Origin of the sequence: Shinella pollutisoli (assembly GCF_024609765.1) — a bacterium.
GTDB lineage: Bacteria > Pseudomonadota > Alphaproteobacteria > Rhizobiales > Rhizobiaceae > Shinella > Shinella pollutisoli.
The window spans coordinates 136,955-155,745 of sequence record NZ_JANFDG010000005.1; the positions used below are offsets into that span (position 1 = coordinate 136,955).

Sequence of the window (18,791 nt, forward strand, 5' to 3'; positions counted from 1 at the left end):
GGTGGCGATGCGCCACGTTCTCGTCACGGGCGGATCGAGCGGGATAGGGCTTGCGATCGCCGCGCTGCTGCTCTCGCGCGGCGATCGCGTCACGCTGCTCGCGCGCGACGAGGGCCGGCTTGAAGCCGCCATGGATATTCTGTCGGAATTGCCGGGGGCGGGGGAGCGGCTTGCCGCCGTCTCCGCGGACGTCGCCGACGCGGCAAGCGTCGGGGCGGGGGTGCGGGCCGCCGCCTCGCGGTTCGGGCCGGCCGACGTGCTCGTCGCCTCGGCGGGTATCGTCGAGCCCGGGCTGTTCCACGACCAGCCGCCGGAACTCTTCGAGCGCCAGGTCGCCGTCAACCTGTTCGGCGTCGCCAACAGCGTGCGCGCGGTGCTGCCTGACATGCGGGCGGCGGGCGGCGGGCGCATCGCCATCGTCTCCTCGGGGGCGGGGCTGATCGGCATTCCCGGCTACAGCGGCTATTGCGCCTCGAAATTCGCGCTGCGCGGGCTGGCCGCGTCATTGCGCGCCGAGACCGCCGGGCACGGTATCTCCGTCTCGATCAGCTTCCCGCCGGACACGGTGACGCCGCAATACGAGCGGGAGATGCTGGTCCGCCCGCCGGAGGCGGAGGCAATGATGGGACGCGTGCGGCCGTGGCAGGCGGCGGATGTCGCGCGCGTCATCGTCGAGGGCATGGAAAAGGGCAGGCGGGAGGTGCATTTCGGCGTGGCGTTGCGTTTCGTCGGCTATTTCGGCCCGCTCGTCTCGGCCTGGTTCGACGCGCGCCTCGTCCGCACGGCCCGCAAGGGACGGCGTCCGGTCTGAACCCTACAGGAAGGCGAGGAAGACCAGCGGCAGGCTGGTCATCACCATCATCCCGGTCAGGAGGGCGAGGAAGCGACTGAATACATGTCTTGCCAGATGACTGTTCATCTGATCCTCCGTCGAATAACGGACATGAATACCAGAGTTTCATTGTCGGATGATTAACGGCCCGACGGGCCGGGAAGTTCCCGCAGGAGCGCCCGTGACTCTCGACTGGACCTATATTCAGGCCAACTACGACTGGCTCGGCCATATGCTGGAAGGGCTCGTCATGGCGGCGGCCGTCACCCTGATCGCGCGGGTGCTCTACCGCTGGCGCGAGTCGGCCGTCATCGGCCTCGCCTTCGCCATCGGCCACTTCCACGGCCGCGAGAAGCGCGACCACGAGATTTCCGTGCACATGCCGCCGCCGCACCTCAACGGCTACCGGATGTGGAACTGGACCTGGGACCAGGCGACCGACTTCTGGCCGGCTGCCCTGCTGCTGATGGTGCTCCTCTACCTCGTCCTGCGCCGCAAGGGGTGAGCCGCAGCCTGCCACCGCTGGTAAGGCCGGCGATTCGATGCTACCGTCGGGGCCCGTGACAGCTTGCCGAAGGGGGACGCTTCGATGGCGACGATCCGCAAGGGCATAGCCTTCCCGCTGGCGGCCCTCTCGATGGTGCTGGCCGCCGGGGCGGCCGCGCAGACGAAGATCGGCGAAATCGTGGTGATCTCGGTCGAAGGGACCTGCGGGGACCTTGCCGTCGTCGGCCGTAGGCTCGGCGGCGAATGCTCCGGCAAGCTCCTGAACTTCACCTATCCGGACGGCCGCGTCGGCTTCTATTTCGGGCTGAAGAGCGGTGCGATCGTCACCTTCAGCGGCATGGACGGCGACAACCCGACGCCCGACAGCGACGTGATCCATCTCGACAAGGTGATCATGAGCCGTTCGGACACGCCCGACACGCCGGACGTCTACGCCGCGACGGGAACCTGCCGCTTCGGCAATCCCTACAAGGGGCCGGCGACGATCGCCTGCGAGGGCAGGCTCACCGACGGCCGCCCCTTCACCGCCGCCTTCACGACGAACGGAAAACCGCCGACCTGAGCCGGATTTTCAAGGAAGGAGAGGGGGAGATGGTGGGCGATGAGAGACTCGAACTCCCGACATCCTCGGTGTAAACGAGGCGCTCTACCAACTGAGCTAATCGCCCGCTCGACTTGGTGGCCGTGATCTATGCGGAACGGGCTGAAACCGCAAGAGGCAAATGCGAAGTTTTCGCTTTTTTTTGAGCGCCGCCATGGAGATGGAAAGGTGCGCAAACATTTCGCGGGGTGTCGTCCTTTTGTCTTGAAAGCTGCTTGACACCCAAACGCGAACCCCGTAGTTAGCCGCTCATCAAACGGCTCGGCCGCTTGAGACGGATGCTTCGTCATCCGGTCGCTTTCGAGAGTGCGGGTGTAGCTCAGTCGGTTAGAGTGCCGGCCTGTCACGCCGGAGGTCGCGGGTTCGAGCCCCGTCACTCGCGCCACTCGAAAACGCCGGTCGAAGGGTCCCCGGGCCGAAAGGTCCATGCGCGGGTGTAGCTCAGTCGGTTAGAGTGCCGGCCTGTCACGCCGGAGGTCGCGGGTTCGAGCCCCGTCACTCGCGCCACTCGAAAACGCCGGTCGAAGGGTCCCCGGGCCGAAAGGTCCATGCGCGGGTGTAGCTCAGTCGGTTAGAGTGCCGGCCTGTCACGCCGGAGGTCGCGGGTTCGAGCCCCGTCACTCGCGCCATTCTTTCCCTTGCAGATTTGTGCTCCGTCTTGGTGAATGTTTCTCGCGCATGCGCCGTTCCGGCTATAGCTTCGGCGAACGGAAATGGGGGATTCGCATGCGTTACGTCTCGCTGGCCCTGATGGGCCTTGCCGGTCTTCTCGGCCTCAGCGTCGTGTTCGGCTCCTGGTTCACCATCGACCAGGGCGAGCGCGGCGTCATCCTGCGCTACGGCGCCGTCTCCGGCACGGCCGAGCCGGGGCTCGGCTTCAAATTGCCTTTCGTCGATTCGGTCGTGCGCATCTCCGTGCAGTCGAAGGCGATCGTCTACGAGAAGATGGAGGCCTACAGCCGCGACCAGCAGCCGGCCGACATCCGCCTGTCGGTCAATTACCGCATCCCCGCCGATCGGGTGCAGGAGGTCTATGCGATCTACGGCGGCGAGGACGGGCTCCTGTCGCGGCTGATCGAGCGCAAGGTGTTCGAGGAGACCAAGACCGTCTTCGGCCGTTTCAACGCGGTGACCGCGATCCAGGAGCGCGGCCGGCTCAACGCGGAGGTGGCCTCGGCGATCCAGGAAGGGGTCTCCGGCCCGGTGATCATCGACAGCGTGCAGATCGAGAACATCGACTTCTCCGAGGCCTACGAGGCGAGCATCGAGCAGCGCATGCTGGCCGAGGTCGAGGTGCAGCGCCTGCGCCAGAACGCCGAGCGCGAGAAGGTGCAGGCCGAGATCACCGTCACCCAGGCGAACGCCCAGGCCGATGCGCGCCGCGCCGAGGCGCAGGCCCAGGCCGACGCCGTGCGTCTCGCTGCCCAGGCGGAGGCCGAGGCGATCCGGCTTCGCGGCGAGGCGGAGGCGGAGGCGATCAAGCTGCGCGGCGACGCGCTGAAGGACAATCCCGGCCTCGTCGCGCTGACGCAGGCCGAGAAGTGGGATGGGCAGCTGCCGCGCACGATGCTGCCCGGCGGCGCGATCCCGATGCTGAACCTCAACGCGAACTAGCGGGGGGTGCGGCCAAGCGTCTCACATTCGCCCTCATCGAATCGTAACGATTTAAACGGCTGCGCCGCCGGTGTTTGGCCGCGGGCGAAAAGGGCGCATTGATTGTGCCGAAAGCCGGACAAAGCCTTGCACAGTGGCGCTCACTGCGCTAACCACTCTGGCGTTGCAACATATTTTCTCGGCTTGCGGGCCACGACCGAAAAGGCGCCTCTCCGGCGCCTTCCCGCAGGCAGGACGGACGCCAATGACTGAACTTCTCGGTTCCTATATCCCGATCGCCATCTTCATAGGTATCGCGCTCGTGATCGGCCTCGCGTTGCTGATCGCGCCGTTTGCCGTCGCCTACAAGGCGCCCGATTCGGAAAAGCTCTCGGCCTACGAATGCGGCTTCAACGCCTTCGATGATGCGCGCATGAAGTTCGACATCCGCTTCTACCTGGTGTCGATCCTCTTCATCATCTTCGATCTTGAAGTGGCCTTCCTGTTCCCCTGGGCCGTGTCGTTCGGCGACATGGGCTGGTTCGGCTTCTGGTCGATGATGGTCTTCCTCGGCGTTCTCACGGTCGGCTTCATCTACGAATGGAAGAAGGGAGCACTCGAATGGGAGTAGCTCAGACGAACACGACGCTGGTCTCGCCCCAGGCGAAGGGCATCATCGATCCGCGCACCGGCAAGCCGGTCGGCAGCGACGACGCCTTCTTCGGCGAGATCAACAACGAGCTCGCCGACAAGGGCTTCCTCGTCACCTCGACCGACGAGCTCATCACCTGGGCGCGCACCGGCTCGCTGATGTGGATGACCTTCGGTCTCGCCTGCTGCGCGGTCGAGATGATGCAGCTCTCCATGCCGCGCTACGACGTCGAGCGCTTCGGCTTCGCGCCGCGCGCCTCGCCGCGCCAGTCCGACGTGATGATCGTCGCCGGCACGCTCACCAACAAGATGGCGCCGGCGCTGCGCAAGGTCTACGACCAGATGCCGGAGCCGCGCTACGTCATCTCGATGGGCTCCTGCGCCAATGGCGGCGGCTACTATCACTATTCCTACTCGGTGGTGCGCGGCTGCGACCGCGTCGTGCCGGTCGACATCTACGTGCCAGGCTGTCCTCCCACGGCGGAGGCGCTGCTTTACGGCGTGCTTCTGCTGCAGAAGAAGATCCGCCGCACTGGCACGATCGAGCGCTAAGGGCAGGGGACGTACCATGAGCGAAGCCCTCCAGGAGCTTTCCTCCTACATCGGCGAAGCGGCCGGCGACCTCGTCGCCTCCGCCGAGATCGCCTATGGCGAGCTGACGCTCGTCACCGACGGCGCGCGCGTCATCGACCTCTTGACCTTCCTGCACGACGACGTGCAGTGCGCCTTCGTCAACCTCGTCGACATCTGCGGCGTCGACTGGCCGAAGCGGGCCGACCGTTTCGACGTGGTCTACCACCTGCTCTCGCCGCGCCAGAACCAGCGCATCCGCGTCAAGGTCGCCACCGGCGAGGACGTGCCCGTCCCCTCCGCCTGCGCGGTCTATCCGGGCGCCGACTGGTTCGAGCGCGAGGCCTACGACATGTACGGCATCCTCTTCACCGGCCATCCCGACCTGCGCCGCATCCTCACCGACTACGGCTTCGAGGGCCATCCGCTGCGCAAGGACTTCCCGACGACCGGCTTCGTCGAGGTGCGCTACGACGACGAGGTGAAACGCGTCGTCTACGAACCCGTCGAACTCAAGCAGGAATTCCGCAACTTCGACTTCCTTTCGCCGTGGGAAGGTACCGATTACGTGCTGCCGGGCGATGAAAAAGCGAAGACGAACTGATCAGGTAGTAACCGCGAGTAGCGAATAGCGAATAGTTATCGCGCAGCGACGAAGGAGATGCAGACGATAAATTCCTACAAGGAACTCAAGGTCTGGCAGGCGGCGATCGAGCTGGCTGTGAGCGTCTACAAGGCGACGGGCGGATTTCCAAAGGATGAGCTGTACGGGTTGACATCGCAGATGCGCCGGGCGGCAGGTTCGGTAGCCGCGAATATCGCGGAAGGGCATGGACGGGAAACCACGGCAAATTTCATCCAGTTTCTGCGCATCGCGCAAGGATCCTTGAAGGAGTTGGAGACCCATCTGATCATCGCATACAAGGTTGGCATACTTCCGATGGAAATATTCGAGGTTCTTATGCTTCAGTCGGACGATATAGGAAGAATGCTGCGTGCTCTGATCAGAAGTCTGCAGGATAAGCTATGAAACAATCGATCATCACTATTCGCTATTCGCTATTCGCTATTCCCTGCAAGCGCGGAGCGCGCCGCTCATGACCGAACACAACGTCCGCAATTTCAACATCAACTTCGGCCCGCAGCATCCGGCCGCGCATGGCGTTCTGCGTCTCGTGCTGGAGCTCGACGGCGAGATCGTCGAGCGCGTGGACCCGCATATCGGGCTCCTCCACCGCGGCACCGAGAAGCTGATCGAGACGAAGACCTACCTGCAGGCCGTGCCCTATTTCGACCGGCTCGACTACGTCGCGCCGATGAACCAGGAGCATGCCTTCGCGCTCGCCGTCGAGCGGCTGACGGGCACCGAGGTGCCGATCCGCGGGCAGCTCATCCGCGTGCTCTATTCCGAGATCGGCCGCATCCTCTCGCATCTCCTCAACGTCACCACGCAGGCCATGGACGTCGGCGCGCTGACGCCGCCGCTCTGGGGCTTCGAGGAGCGCGAGAAGCTGATGGTGTTCTACGAGCGGGCCTGCGGCGCGCGCATGCATGCGGCCTACGTGCGGCCCGGCGGCGTGCACCAGGACATCCCGCACAAGCTCGTCGAGGACATCGGCAACTGGATCGACCCGTTCCTGAAGACCGTCGACGACATCGAGGGCCTGCTCACCGACAACCGCATCTTCAAGCAGCGCAACGTCGACATCGGCGTCGTCAGGCTGGAGGACGCCTGGGCCTGGGGCTTCTCCGGCGTTATGGTGCGCGGCTCGGGCGCGGCCTGGGACCTGCGCCGCGCGCAGCCCTACGAATGCTATTCCGACCTCGACTTCGACATCCCGATCGGCAAGAACGGCGACTGCTACGACCGTTACCTGATCCGCGTCATCGAGATGCGGGAGTCGGCGAAGATCATGCGCCAATGCGTGGACCGCCTGCTCGGCGACGCCAAGGTCGGCCCGGTCTCCTCGCTCGACGGCAAGATGGTGCCGCCGAAGCGCGGCGAGATGAAGCGCTCGATGGAAGGGCTGATCCACCACTTCAAGCTCTATACCGAGGGCTACCACGTGCCGGAAGGCGACGTCTACGCGGCCGTCGAGGCGCCGAAGGGCGAGTTCGGCGTCTATCTGGTCGCCGACGGCACCAACAAGCCCTATCGCTGCAAGATCCGCGCCCCGGGCTACGCCCATCTCCAGGCCATGGATTTCCTCTGTCGCGGACACCAGCTGGCCGACGTCTCGGCGGTGCTGGGCTCCCTCGATATCGTGTTCGGCGAGGTGGACCGCTGATGCCGAGACTGGCCGCCGCCATCGCCATGGTGATCGCGACCGCTGCCGCGGCGAACGCGCAGCAGCTGGAGGCCGGCGCCGTCCTGTCCTTCACCATGGGCGAGCTGGCGAGCCAGGGCTTCGAGATCAAGGCGGCGGCGCAGAATGGCAGCCGCTACGTGGTATTCATGCAGAATGACAAGTCGGCCTACGCCTGCGAGTTCGTCAACGTGACGACGACGCGGTGCAGGCAGATCAACTGAGACAAGGCGTTAAGAGAATGTCCGTTCGTCGACTAGCCGAAGACACAGTCCAGCCCGCGAGCTTCGCCTTCAACGCGCAGAACGCCGCCTGGGCCGAGGCAACGATCAAGAAGTACCCGAAGGGCCGCGAGCAGTCGGCCGTCATCCCGCTTCTGATGCGCGCGCAGGAACAGGACGGCTGGGTGACGAAGGCGGCGATCGAATCCGTCGCCGACATGCTCGGCATGGCCTATATCCGCGTGCTCGAGGTCGCGACCTTCTACACCCAGTTCCAGCTTGCGCCGGTCGGCACGCGTGCCCATGTCCAGGTCTGCGGCACGACGCCCTGCATGCTGCGCGGCGCCGAGGACCTGATCAAGGTCTGCAAGAGCCGCATCCACGCCGAGCCCTTCCACCTCAACGAGACCGGCACGCTTTCCTGGGAAGAGGTCGAATGTCAGGGCGCCTGCGTCAACGCGCCGATGGTGATGATCTTCAAGGACACGTTCGAGGACCTGACGCCGGAGCGGCTGGAGGAGATCATCGACAGCTTCGACGCCGGCCGCGGCGCCGAGATCACGCCCGGCCCGCAGATCGACCGTGTCTATTCCGCCCCCGAGGGCGGGCTGACCAGCCTGACCACGCCGGACGCCGAGCCGAAGAAGGCGCCGGCGAGGAAGGCCGAGAAGGATGCCGTCAGCGTGCCGCCGTCGAACGCCGCCAAGCCGAGGACGGATGCCGACGAGACCGATCCGGCGCTGAAGACGCCGGCGACGGCCAAGGTGGAAGCCGCGGCCAATGCCGAGGTGAAGGGCGACACCCGCGCCGAGGGCGGCGCGACGGCCTCGAAGAAGGCGGCGAAGCCCGCGCTCGACGACCCGAACCGTCCGGCCGCCGTCGAGCGCCCGGCCGCCCCCGACGACCTCAAGCTGATCTCCGGCGTCGGCCCGAAGATCGAGGGCATCCTGCACGAGCTCGGCATCTTCACCTTCGCGCAGGTCGCCGCCTGGCGGGAGAACGAGCGCGCCTGGGTGGACAGCTACCTGAATTTCAAGGGCCGCATCGACCGCGACGACTGGGTCAGGCAGGCCGATGCCCTCGCCCGGGGCGGCGAGGCGGAATATATCCGCGTCTTCGGCAAGAAGCCGCGGTAAAGGGGTGAACCATGCTTAAGGACCAGGATCGCATCTTCACCAACATCTACGGCCTCAAGGACAAGTCGCTGAGGGGCGCCATGGCGCGCGGCCATTGGGACGGCACCAAGCAGCTTCTGGAAAAGGGCCGCGACTGGATCGTCAACGAGGTCAAGGCCTCCGGGCTTCGCGGCCGCGGCGGCGCCGGCTTCCCGACGGGCCTCAAATGGTCCTTCATGCCGAAGGAATCCGACGGCCGGCCGCACTACCTCGTCGTCAATGCCGACGAGTCCGAGCCCGGCACCTGCAAGGACCGCGACATCATGCGCCACGATCCGCACACGCTGATCGAGGGCTGCGTCGTCGCCTCCTTCGCCATGGGCGCCCACACCGCCTTCATCTACGTGCGCGGCGAGTTCATCCGCGAGCGCGAGGCGCTGCAGGCGGCGATCGACGAGTGCTACGACGCGGGGCTCCTCGGCAAGAACAACAAGCTCGGCTATGACATCGACATCGTCGTCCACCACGGCGCCGGCGCCTATATCTGCGGCGAGGAGACGGCGCTGCTCGAAAGCCTGGAGGGCAAGAAGGGCCAGCCGCGCCTGAAGCCCCCGTTCCCGGCCAACATGGGCCTCTACGGCTGCCCGACGACGGTCAACAACGTCGAGTCGATCGCCGTCACGCCGACCATCCTGCGCCGCGGCGCCGCCTGGTACACGGGCTTCGGCCGACAGAACAACCACGGCACCAAGCTCTATTCGATCTCCGGCCACGTCAACCGGCCGTGCACGGTCGAGGAGGCGATGTCGATCCCGTTCCACGAGCTGATCGAAAAACATTGCGGCGGCATCCGCGGCGGCTGGGACAACCTGCTCGCCGTCATCCCCGGCGGCTCGTCGGTCCCCTGCGTGCCCGGCGCGCAGATGAAGGACGCGATCATGGACTACGACGGGCTGCGCGAGCTCGGCTCCGGCCTCGGCACCGCCGCCGTCATCGTCATGGACAAGTCGACCGACATCGTGAAGGCGATCTGGCGGCTCTCGGCCTTCTACAAGCACGAGAGCTGCGGCCAGTGCACGCCCTGCCGCGAGGGTACGGGCTGGATGATGCGCGTCATGGAGCGCATGGTGAAGGGCAACGCCCAGAAGCGCGAGATCGACATGCTGTTCCAGGTGTCGAAGCAGATCGAGGGCCACACGATCTGCGCGCTCGGCGACGCGGCCGCCTGGCCGGTCCAGGGCCTGATCAAGCATTTCCGTCCGGAGATGGAAAAGCGCATCGACCAGTACACCGCCAACGCCATGGCGCATGGCGCGGTGCTGGAAGCGGCGGAGTAGGGCGATGACGAAACCGGCGGGACAGGAAGGCGCAAGGACCCCGGTCCGGCCGGAGCCGGGCGAGGCGGCGTTCACGCTCGCGCCCTGGCTGAAGGACCTGCCGGACGTGCCGCTGCATCCGCTGATGGTGCATCCTGTGGCGGCGATGGCGGCGACGACCGCGATCGGCTTCGGCGTGGCGAGCCAGTTCGCCGGGCTTATGGTGGGCGCGATGCAGGGCGCGACCGCCCGCGCCAGGGCCGCCCTCGACGAGGCGGCCGAGGCGCTGGCGAAGGCGGAGGCCGGGAAGGCGTCCGCCGCGCCCGTGAAGGCAAAGCCCGCGCTGACGGTCGTGCCGGCGGAGCCGAAGGCGGACAAGCCCGCGCCGGTGCGCAGGCCGCGGGCGGCGAGGCCGGCGGCCGGCAAGGCCGACGACCTGAAGGCGATTTCGGGCATCGGCCCGAAGCTGGAACAGGTGCTGAACGGCATGGGCTACCGGTGCTATGCCGACATCGCGGCCTGGACGGCCGCGGAGGTGGCGAGGATCGAAGCCGAGCTCGGCCTCGACGGGCGGATCGCCCGCGACGGCTGGGTGGAGCAGGCGAAGACGCTGGCGACGGCGCGGGGCTGAGGCTCCGCCGGAACCGGCAGGACTGGAGCAATTCCAGCAAAAGTGCTTGAGCGGTTTTGCGTCCGGAATTGCGTGGAAACAAAGGGATAGAGCATTTCCGCTTTTCCTCGAAAAGCGGGGGTGCTCTAGACAGAATGGCGCTGGCGAGGCGCGGGCAACCGCGCGGATAGCGGGAAAGCGGATATGGCAAAGCTGAAAGTCGACGGAAAAGAAATCGAAGTCCCGGATCACTTCACGCTGCTGCAGGCGTGCGAGGAGGCCGGCGCCGAGGTTCCGCGCTTCTGTTTCCACGAGCGGCTGTCGGTTGCCGGCAACTGCCGCATGTGCCTCGTCGAGGTGAAGGGCGGCCCGCCGAAGCCGGCGGCCTCCTGCGCCATGGGCGTGCGCGACCTCCGTCCCGGCCCGAACGGCGAGCCGCCGGAGGTCTTCACGACCACGCCGATGGTCAAGAAGGCGCGCGAAGGCGTGATGGAGTTCCTGCTGATCAACCATCCGCTCGACTGCCCGATCTGCGACCAGGGCGGCGAATGCGACCTGCAGGACCAGGCGATGGCCTACGGCGTCGACTCGTCCCGCTACAGGGAGAACAAGCGCGCCGTCGAGGACAAGTATATCGGCCCGCTCGTCAAGACGATCATGACGCGCTGCATCCACTGCACGCGCTGCGTCCGCTTCACCACGGAAGTCGCCGGCATTTCCGAGCTCGGCCTGATCGGCCGCGGCGAGGACGCCGAGATCACCACCTATCTCGAGCAGGCGATGACCTCCGAGCTGCAGGGCAACGTCGTCGACCTCTGCCCGGTCGGCGCGCTGACGTCGAAACCCTTCGCGTTTACGGCGCGCCCGTGGGAGCTCACCAAGACCGAATCGATCGACGTCATGGACGCCGTCGGCTCGGCGATCCGCGTCGACACGCGCGGCCGCGAGGTGATGCGCATCCTGCCGCGCGTCAACGAGGAGATCAACGAGGAGTGGATCTCCGACAAGACCCGCTACATCTGGGACGGGCTGAAGACCCAGCGCCTCGACCGGCCCTATGTCCGCAAGGACGGCCGCCTGCGCCCCGCCACCTGGGCGGAAGCCTTCGGCGCGATCAGGGCCGCCGTCGCCGGCAAGGCCGCTGACCGCATCGGCGCGATCGCCGGCGACCTCGCCTCGGTCGAGGAGATCTACGCGCTGCGCGAGCTGATGGCCGCGCTCGGCTCGAAGAACGTCGACTGCCGCCAGGACGGTGCCGCGCTCGACCCGGCGCTCGGCCGCGCCAGCTACCTCTTCAACACCACCATCGCCGGCATCGAGGATGCGGATGCGCTGCTCATCGTCGGCGCCAATCCGCGCATCGAGGCGACGGTGCTCAACGCCCGCATCCGCAAGCGCTGGCGCATGGACGGCTTCCCGATCGGCGTGATCGGCGAGAAGGCGGAGCTGCGCTACGGCTACGACTATCTCGGCGCAGGCCCCGACACGCTCTCCGGCCTGATCGACGGCTCCGTCGGCTTCGCCGAAGTGCTGAGGAAGGCCGAGCGGCCGATGATCCTGGTCGGGCAGGGGGCGCTCGCGCGTCCCGACGGCCTCGCGGTCCTCTCGGCGGCGGCGGCGCTGGCCGAGAGCGTCGGCGCGGTGACGGCGGAGTGGAACGGCTTCTCGGTCCTGCACACGGCGGCGGCCCGCGTCGGCGGCCTCGACCTCGGCTTCGTGCCGGGCGAGGGCGGCAAGACGGCGGCGGAGATGCTGACCGGCACGGACGTGCTGTTCCTGCTCGGCGCCGACGAGATGGATTTTTCGGCCAAGACGGCCTTCACCGTCTATATCGGCTCGCACGGCGACAACGCGGCGCATGTCGCCGACGTCATCCTGCCGGGCGCGACCTATACGGAGAAGTCCGGCACCTGGGTCAACACCGAGGGCCGCGTGCAGCAGGGCAACCGCGCCGGCTTCGCGCCGGGCGACGCCCGCGAGGACTGGGCGATCCTGCGCGCGCTCTCCGACGTGCTCGGCCACCGGCTGCCCTTCGATTCGCTCGCGCAGCTGCGCGCCCGGCTCTATGCCGCGCACCCGCATTTCGCGGCGGTCGACGAGATTGCCCCGGGCGAGCCCGCCGATCTTGCCGCGCTTGCGAAAAAAGGCGGGAAGATGGCGAATTCCGGGTTTGCGTCTCCGGTCAAAGACTTCTATTTGACGAACCCGATAGCGCGCGCTTCCGCGGTCATGGCCGAATGCTCGGCGCTTGCCCGCAACAATTTCAAGGCCGCGGCGGAATGAGCGCGAAGGGATAAGGCATTATGGACGCTTTCATTTCGACCTATGTTTGGCCCGCGGTGATCATGGTCGCCCAGTCGCTCCTGCTGCTGGTCGCGCTCCTCCTCTTCATCGCCTATGTCCTGCTCGCCGACCGCAAGATCTGGGCGGCCGTGCAGATGCGCCGCGGCCCGAACGTCGTCGGTCCCTGGGGCCTGTTCCAGTCCTTCGCCGACCTCCTGAAGTTCGTCTTCAAGGAGCCGGTGATCCCGGCCGGCGCCAACAAGGCGATCTTCCTGCTCGCCCCGCTCGTCTCCGTGACGCTGGCGCTCGCCACCTGGGCGGTGGTGCCGCTGAACGAGGGCTGGGTGATCGCCAACATCAATGTCGGCATCCTCTACATCTTCGCGATCTCCTCGCTCGAAGTGTACGGCATCATCATGGGCGGCTGGGCGTCCAACTCGAAGTATCCGTTCCTCGGCGCGCTGCGCTCGGCGGCGCAGATGGTCTCCTATGAAGTTTCCATCGGCTTCGTCATCGTCACCGTGCTGCTCTGCGTCGGCTCGCTGAACCTCACCGACATCGTCAACTCGCAGGCCGACGGCCTCGGCACGCGCCTCGGCCTGCCGCCGTCCTTCCTCGACTGGCACTGGCTGGCGCTGTTCCCGATGTTCATCGTCTTCTTCATCTCGGCGCTGGCCGAGACGAACCGCCCGCCCTTCGACCTGCCGGAAGCGGAGTCGGAGCTGGTCGCCGGTTTCATGGTGGAATACGGCTCCACGCCCTACATGATGTTCATGCTCGGCGAATATGCCGCCATCTGCCTGATGTGCGCGCTGACCACCATCCTGTTCCTCGGCGGCTGGCTGCCCCCGGTCGATTTCTGGCTGATCAACTGGGTGCCGGGCATCGTCTGGTTCGTGCTCAAGGCCTCGCTGGTGTTCTTCATGTTCGCGATGGTGAAGGCCTTCGTGCCGCGCTACCGCTACGACCAGCTCATGCGCCTCGGCTGGAAGGTCTTCCTGCCGATCTCGCTCGCCATGGTCGTGATCGTCGCATTCGTGCTGAAGCTGACGGGTTGGTCCGCATGACGGCCGCCCGCACCCTCAGCGGCATTGGAGTTTGATGATGGCTAGTGTTACGCAAGCCGTGAATTCGCTGTTCCTCAAGGAGTTCGTCGAGGCCTTCGTGCTGTCGATGCGCTACTTCTTCCGCCCCAAGGCAACGGTGAACTATCCGTTCGAGAAGGGGCCGGTCTCGCCCCGCTTCCGCGGCGAGCATGCGCTGCGCCGCTACCCGAACGGCGAGGAACGCTGCATCGCCTGCAAGCTCTGCGAGGCGATCTGTCCGGCCCAGGCCATCACCATCGAGGCCGGCCCCCGCCGCAACGACGGCACGCGCCGCACGGTGCGCTACGACATCGACATGGTGAAGTGCATCTATTGCGGCTTCTGTCAGGAAGCCTGCCCGGTCGACGCCATCGTCGAGGGACCGAACTTCGAGTTCGCCACCGAGACGCGCGAGGAGCTCTACTACGACAAGCAGAAGCTGCTCGACAACGGCGACCGCTGGGAGCGGGAAATCGCCCGCAACATGGCCATGGATGCGCCCTACCGCTGAGCGGCGGCGGGGACGAAACGATCAAGTACCTGCCTGGTGGAGCGCAACCGCCAGGCTTCGACGGGGAAGGGCGGCACTCCGGCCGAGCCCGCCCCGGGGAAGACGAAAAGGCACCAACATGGGTCTGCAGGCTCTATTCTTCTATCTCTTCGCCTTCGTGGCGGTGGCATCCGCCTTCATGGTGATCGCGTCCAGGAACCCGGTCTATTCCGTGCTGTTCCTGATCCTCACCTTCTTCAACGCGGCCGGCCTCTTCCTGCTCACGGGCGCCGAGTTCCTGGCGATGATCCTGCTGGTCGTCTATGTCGGCGCGGTGGCGGTGCTCTTCCTCTTCGTCGTGATGATGCTCGACATCGACTTCGCCGCGCTGAGGGCCGGCGCGCTTGAATACGCCCCGGTCGGCGCGCTGATCGGCGTCATCCTCGCCGTCGAGCTCATCGTCGTCGTCGGCGGTGCGACGCTCTCGCCGGAGATCGCGAAGAATTCCGCGATGCCGATCCCGCCCGTGACCGAGCGCACCAACACGGCGGCGCTGGGCGACGTGCTCTATACCCACTACGCCTATTTCTTCCAGATCGCCGGCCTCGTGCTGCTCGTCGCCATGATCGGCGCGATCGTGCTGACGCTGCGCCATCGCCAGAACATCAAGCGCCAGGACGTCTCCGCGCAGGTCGCCCGCACGCCGGCGACCGCCGTCGAGGTCGTCAAGGTTAAGCCCGGCCAGGGCATCTGAGGCCGCAGGGACCCAAGGAAAAGCATCATGGAAATCGGTATTTCCCACTATCTCACGGTCAGCGCCATCCTGTTCGTCCTCGGCGTCTTCGGCATCTTCCTCAACCGGAAGAACGTCATCGTCATCCTGATGTCCGTCGAGCTGATCCTGCTTGCGGTCAACATCAACATGGTCGCCTTCTCGGCCTTCCTGAACGACATCGTCGGCCAGGTCTTCGCGCTGTTCATCCTGACGGTCGCCGCCGCGGAAGCCGCCATCGGTCTTGCAATACTCGTCGTCTTCTACCGCAACCGCGGTTCGATCGCCGTCGAAGACGTCAATATGATGAAGGGCTGATCGGGTCATGGATACCATCATCAAGGCAATCGTCTTCCTTCCCCTGATCGGCTTCCTGATCGCCGGTCTGGGCGGCAACGCCATCGGCGCGAAAGCCTCCGAATACGTCACCTCCGGCTTCATGATCGTCGCTGCGATCCTCTCCTGGATCGTCTTCTTCGACGTCGCCATGGGCGAGACGGAGATGATCAAGGTCTCGGTGCTGCGCTGGGTCCAGTCCGGCGGCTTCGACACCGAATGGGCCTTCCGCGTCGACACGCTGACGGCCGTCATGCTCGTCGTCGTCAACTCCGTCTCGACGCTGGTGCACGTCTATTCGATCGGCTACATGCATCACGACCCGCACCGGCCGCGCTTCTTCGCCTATCTGTCGCTCTTCACCTTCGCCATGCTGATGCTGGTGACGTCCGACAACCTCCTGCAGATGTTCTTCGGCTGGGAGGGCGTGGGCCTCGCCTCCTATCTCCTGATCGGCTTCTGGTACAAGAAGCCGTCGGCCTGCGCGGCCGCGATGAAGGCCTTCATCGTCAACCGCGTCGGCGACTTCGGCTTCGCGCTCGGCATCTTCTCGGTCTTCGTGCTGTTCGGCTCGGTCAATTTCGAGACGATCTTCGCCACCGCCGCCACCTACCTCCCGGCCGAGGGTGCCGCTGATGCGGCCGAGCCGGTGATCAACCTCTTCGGCATGACGCTCGACAAGTCGCATGCGCTGACGGCCACCTGCCTCCTGCTCTTCATGGGCGCGATGGGCAAGTCGGCGCAGTTCCTGCTGCACACCTGGCTGCCGGACGCGATGGAAGGCCCGACCCCGGTCTCGGCCCTCATCCATGCCGCCACCATGGTGACGGCCGGCGTCTTCCTCGTCGCCCGCATGTCGCCGATCTTCGAACTGTCGCACGATGCGCTGACGGTCGTCACGCTGATCGGCGCGATCACCGCCTTCTTCGCGGCGACCGTCGGCCTCGTCCAGAACGACATCAAGCGCGTCATCGCCTACTCGACCTGCTCGCAGCTCGGCTACATGTTCGTGGCGCTCGGCATCGGCGCCTACGGCGCGGCGATCTTCCACCTGTTCACCCACGCCTTCTTCAAGGCGCTCCTGTTCCTCGGCGCCGGCTCCGTCATCCACGCGGTCGACGGCGAGCAGGACATGCGCTACATGGGCGGTCTTCGTAAGCACATCCCCGTCACCTTCTGGATGATGACGATCGGCACGCTGGCGCTGACCGGCGTCGGCATCCCGGGCACGGTGATCGGCTTCGCCGGCTTCTTCTCGAAGGACGCGATCATCGAGAGCGCCTTCGCCTCGCACAGCTCGGTCTCCGGCTTCGCCTTCACGCTGCTGGTGATCGCCGCGCTCTTCACGAGCTTCTATTCCTGGCGCCTCGCCTTCCTGACCTTCTTCGGCAAGCCGCGTGCCTCCGCCGACGTGATGCACCACGTCCACGAGTCGCCTGCCGTGATGCTGATCCCGCTCTATCTGCTGGCCGCCGGCGCGGTGCTGGCCGGCGTGATCTTCGTCGAGTATTTCTACGGCCATCATTACGACGAGTTCTGGCAGGGCGCGCTCTTCGTCTCGGCGGAGAACCACCTCGTCCACGAGTTCCACAACGTGCCGCTCTGGGTGAAGTGGAGCCCGTTCGCCGCGATGGCGCTCGGCTTCGTCACGGCCTGGTACATGTACATCCGCTCGCCGGAGACGCCGAAGGTGCTCGCCGAGCAGCACCGCGTGCTCTACCAGTTCCTGCTCAACAAGTGGTACTTCGACGAGCTCTACGACTTCCTGTTCGTCCGCCCGGCCAAGCGCCTCGGCCGCTTCCTCTGGAAGAAGGGTGACGGCACGGTCATCGACGGCTTCGGCCCGAACGGCGTCGCCGCCCGCGTCATCGACGTTACCGGCCGCGTCGTCCGCCTGCAGACCGGCTACCTCTACCACTATGCCTTCGCGATGCTGCTCGGGATTGCGGCACTCGTTACCTGGATGATGCTCGGGAGTTCGTTCTGATGACCGATTGGCCCATTCTTTCCGCGGTCACCTTCCTCCCGCTCGTCGGCGTGGTGCTGCTGCTTCTCACCCGTGAGGACAGCCCCTACGGCCGCCGCAACATCCTCAACGTCTCGCTTTTGACGACGGTCTTCACCTTCGTCCTCTCGCTCTTCATCTGGATCGGCTTCGACAATTCGAACCCCGGCTTCCAGATGGTCGAGAAGGTCGACTGGCTCGGCACCGGCATCTCCTATCATCTCGGCGTCGACGGCATCTCCATGCTGTTCGTCATCCTGTCGACCTTCCTGATGCCCTTCTGCGTGCTGGCGAGCTGGGAGACGATCGGCAAGCGCCTCAAGGAATACATGATCGCCTTCCTGCTCCTGGAAGTGTTCATGGTCGGCGTCTTCGTCTCGCTCGACATCGTCCTCTTCTACGTCTTCTTCGAGGCGGGCCTGATCCCGATGTTCATCATCATCGGGGTGTGGGGCGGCAAGGACCGCGTCTACGCGTCCTACAAGTTCTTCCTCTACACGCTGCTCGGCTCGGTGCTGATGCTGCTCGCCATCATGGCGATGTACTGGCAGGCCGGCACGACGGACATCACCGAGCTGCTCGTCTATTCGTTCCCGGCGCATATGCAGACCTGGCTGTGGCTCGCCTTCTTCGCCTCGTTCGCGGTGAAGATGCCGATGTGGCCGGTCCACACCTGGCTTCCGGACGCGCACGTGCAGGCGCCGACGGCGGGCTCCGTCATCCTGGCAGGCGTGCTTCTGAAGCTCGGCGGCTACGGCTTCGTGCGCTTCTCGCTCGCCATGTTCCCGCTGGCGTCGGACTATTTCGCGCCCTTCGTCTTCGCGCTGTCGGTCATCGCCATCATCTACACCTCGCTGGTGGCGATGATGCAGGACGACATGAAGAAGCTGATCGCCTACTCGTCGGTCGCCCACATGGGCTACGTCACCATGGGCATCTTCGCGGCGAACGCTCAAGGGGTGCAGGGCGCGCTCTTCCAGATGCTCTCGCACGGCATCGTCTCCGGCGCGCTGTTCCTCTGCGTCGGCGTCGTCTACGACCGGCTGCACACCCGCGAGATCGCGGCCTATGGCGGCCTCGTCAACAACATGCCGAAATACGCCGTCGCCTTCATGGTCTTCACCATGGCGAATGTCGGCCTGCCGGGCACCTCCGGCTTCGTCGGCGAGATCATGACCCTGCTCGGCGCCTTCCGCGCCAACACCTGGGTCGCGCTCTTCGCCACGACCGGCGTCATCCTGTCGGCCTCCTACGCGCTCTGGCTCTACCGCCGGATGATCTTCGGCGCGCTGGAGAAGGAGAGCCTCAAGGCGCTCCTCGACCTCTCGCCGCGTGAAAAGCTGATCCTCTATCCGATGGTGATCCTGACGATCTTCTTCGGCGTCTACCCTGCGCCGGTCTTCGACGCGACGGCGGCCTCCGTCGACGCGCTCCTCAACAATTACACCGCGGCTTTGCAGGCGGCGCAATCCGTAGCGCTTTCGGCGAACTGACGACG

The 18,791-nt window shown here is 65.7% G+C and carries 20 protein-coding genes and 4 tRNA genes; 23 read left to right on the forward strand and 1 reads right to left on the reverse strand.

The window, feature by feature from the left end; translation table 11 throughout:
- The first annotated feature begins 7 nt into the window (after positions 1–7).
- The 3 genes from NNZ72_RS05965 (at position 8) to NNZ72_RS05975 (ending at position 1,901) form a co-directional block, all read left to right on the forward strand.
- Positions 8–811 (forward strand): SDR family oxidoreductase, encoded by an 804-nt coding sequence (locus tag NNZ72_RS05965; RefSeq protein ID WP_257314018.1) that lies wholly within the window; start codon positions 8–10, stop codon positions 809–811.
- A gap of 202 nt (positions 812–1,013) precedes the next feature.
- Positions 1,014–1,337, forward strand: coding sequence for a hypothetical protein (locus tag NNZ72_RS05970; protein WP_257314020.1), 324 nt, complete (start codon positions 1,014–1,016; stop codon positions 1,335–1,337).
- Positions 1,338–1,421: 84 nt separating this feature from the next.
- Entirely contained in the window at positions 1,422–1,901 is a 480-nt protein-coding gene (locus tag NNZ72_RS05975; RefSeq protein WP_257314023.1) for a hypothetical protein, read from the forward strand.
- Between the two features lie 30 nt (positions 1,902–1,931).
- On the opposite strand, the gene NNZ72_RS05980 is transcribed toward NNZ72_RS05975, so the two are convergent.
- Positions 1,932–2,007: transfer RNA gene (locus tag NNZ72_RS05980), tRNA-Val, on the reverse strand.
- Between the two features lie 241 nt (positions 2,008–2,248).
- Here NNZ72_RS05980 and NNZ72_RS05985 point away from each other — a divergent pair.
- The 20 genes from NNZ72_RS05985 (at position 2,249) to NNZ72_RS06080 (ending at position 18,786) form a co-directional block, all read left to right on the forward strand.
- Positions 2,249–2,325, forward strand: a tRNA-Asp gene (locus tag NNZ72_RS05985).
- A gap of 45 nt (positions 2,326–2,370) precedes the next feature.
- Positions 2,371–2,447: transfer RNA gene (locus NNZ72_RS05990), tRNA-Asp, on the forward strand.
- A gap of 45 nt (positions 2,448–2,492) precedes the next feature.
- Positions 2,493–2,569: transfer RNA gene (locus NNZ72_RS05995), tRNA-Asp, on the forward strand.
- A 97-nt stretch (positions 2,570–2,666) separates the two neighbouring features.
- On the forward strand, positions 2,667–3,554 hold the full coding sequence (locus NNZ72_RS06000) for a prohibitin family protein (protein WP_257314025.1): 888 nt from the start codon (positions 2,667–2,669) through the stop codon (positions 3,552–3,554).
- A 244-nt stretch (positions 3,555–3,798) separates the two neighbouring features.
- Positions 3,799–4,164 carry an NADH-quinone oxidoreductase subunit A gene (locus NNZ72_RS06005; RefSeq protein WP_257314026.1) on the forward strand — a complete coding sequence of 122 codons (366 nt, stop codon included), beginning with the start codon at positions 3,799–3,801 and terminating at the stop codon, positions 4,162–4,164.
- Positions 4,155–4,736, forward strand: a complete 582-nt coding sequence (locus NNZ72_RS06010) for a NuoB/complex I 20 kDa subunit family protein (protein WP_257314028.1) — start codon at positions 4,155–4,157, stop codon at positions 4,734–4,736. Before NNZ72_RS06005 ends, NNZ72_RS06010 begins: the two co-directional genes overlap by 10 nt.
- Positions 4,737–4,752: 16 nt before the next feature.
- A complete protein-coding gene (locus tag NNZ72_RS06015) occupies positions 4,753–5,358 on the forward strand; it encodes an NADH-quinone oxidoreductase subunit C (protein ID WP_257314030.1) in 606 nt (201 codons plus the stop codon).
- Positions 5,359–5,415: 57 nt separating this feature from the next.
- A complete protein-coding gene (locus tag NNZ72_RS06020) occupies positions 5,416–5,784 on the forward strand; it encodes a four helix bundle protein (protein ID WP_257314032.1) in 369 nt (122 codons plus the stop codon).
- 67 nt (positions 5,785–5,851) lie between these two features.
- Positions 5,852–7,042, forward strand: coding sequence for an NADH-quinone oxidoreductase subunit D (locus NNZ72_RS06025; protein WP_257314034.1), 1,191 nt, complete (start codon positions 5,852–5,854; stop codon positions 7,040–7,042).
- A complete protein-coding gene (locus NNZ72_RS06030) occupies positions 7,042–7,284 on the forward strand; it encodes a hypothetical protein (protein ID WP_257314037.1) in 243 nt (80 codons plus the stop codon). The genes NNZ72_RS06025 and NNZ72_RS06030 overlap by 1 nt, the downstream gene beginning before the upstream one ends.
- 17 nt (positions 7,285–7,301) lie before the next feature.
- A complete protein-coding gene (gene nuoE / locus NNZ72_RS06035) occupies positions 7,302–8,417 on the forward strand; it encodes an NADH-quinone oxidoreductase subunit NuoE (RefSeq protein WP_257314039.1) in 1,116 nt (371 codons plus the stop codon).
- Between the two features lie 11 nt (positions 8,418–8,428).
- A complete protein-coding gene (gene nuoF, locus NNZ72_RS06040; protein WP_257314041.1) occupies positions 8,429–9,733 on the forward strand; it encodes an NADH-quinone oxidoreductase subunit NuoF in 1,305 nt (434 codons plus the stop codon).
- Between the two features lie 4 nt (positions 9,734–9,737).
- Positions 9,738–10,343: a helix-hairpin-helix domain-containing protein gene (locus NNZ72_RS06045; RefSeq protein WP_257314043.1), complete on the forward strand. Its 606-nt coding sequence runs from the start codon at positions 9,738–9,740 to the stop codon at positions 10,341–10,343.
- Between the two features lie 183 nt (positions 10,344–10,526).
- Positions 10,527–12,605, forward strand: coding sequence for an NADH-quinone oxidoreductase subunit NuoG (gene nuoG, locus NNZ72_RS06050; RefSeq protein WP_257314045.1), 2,079 nt, complete (start codon positions 10,527–10,529; stop codon positions 12,603–12,605).
- A gap of 20 nt (positions 12,606–12,625) precedes the next feature.
- Positions 12,626–13,672 carry an NADH-quinone oxidoreductase subunit NuoH gene (gene nuoH, locus NNZ72_RS06055; protein WP_257314049.1) on the forward strand — a complete coding sequence of 349 codons (1,047 nt, stop codon included), beginning with the start codon at positions 12,626–12,628 and terminating at the stop codon, positions 13,670–13,672.
- Between the two features lie 37 nt (positions 13,673–13,709).
- Positions 13,710–14,201, forward strand: coding sequence for an NADH-quinone oxidoreductase subunit NuoI (gene nuoI / locus NNZ72_RS06060; RefSeq protein ID WP_257314051.1), 492 nt, complete (start codon positions 13,710–13,712; stop codon positions 14,199–14,201).
- 118 nt (positions 14,202–14,319) lie between these two features.
- Positions 14,320–14,934: an NADH-quinone oxidoreductase subunit J gene (locus NNZ72_RS06065; protein ID WP_257314054.1), complete on the forward strand. Its 615-nt coding sequence runs from the start codon at positions 14,320–14,322 to the stop codon at positions 14,932–14,934.
- 27 nt (positions 14,935–14,961) lie between these two features.
- The gene (gene nuoK, locus NNZ72_RS06070; protein ID WP_257314055.1) at positions 14,962–15,270 is read left to right on the forward strand and encodes an NADH-quinone oxidoreductase subunit NuoK; all 309 of its coding nucleotides are present in this window, start codon (positions 14,962–14,964) and stop codon (positions 15,268–15,270) included.
- A gap of 7 nt (positions 15,271–15,277) precedes the next feature.
- Positions 15,278–17,275, forward strand: a complete 1,998-nt coding sequence (gene nuoL / locus NNZ72_RS06075; RefSeq protein WP_257314059.1) for an NADH-quinone oxidoreductase subunit L — start codon at positions 15,278–15,280, stop codon at positions 17,273–17,275.
- Entirely contained in the window at positions 17,275–18,786 is a 1,512-nt protein-coding gene (locus NNZ72_RS06080; protein WP_257314061.1) for an NADH-quinone oxidoreductase subunit M, read from the forward strand. Before nuoL ends, NNZ72_RS06080 begins: the two co-directional genes overlap by 1 nt.
- Positions 18,787–18,791: the final 5 nt, after the last annotated feature.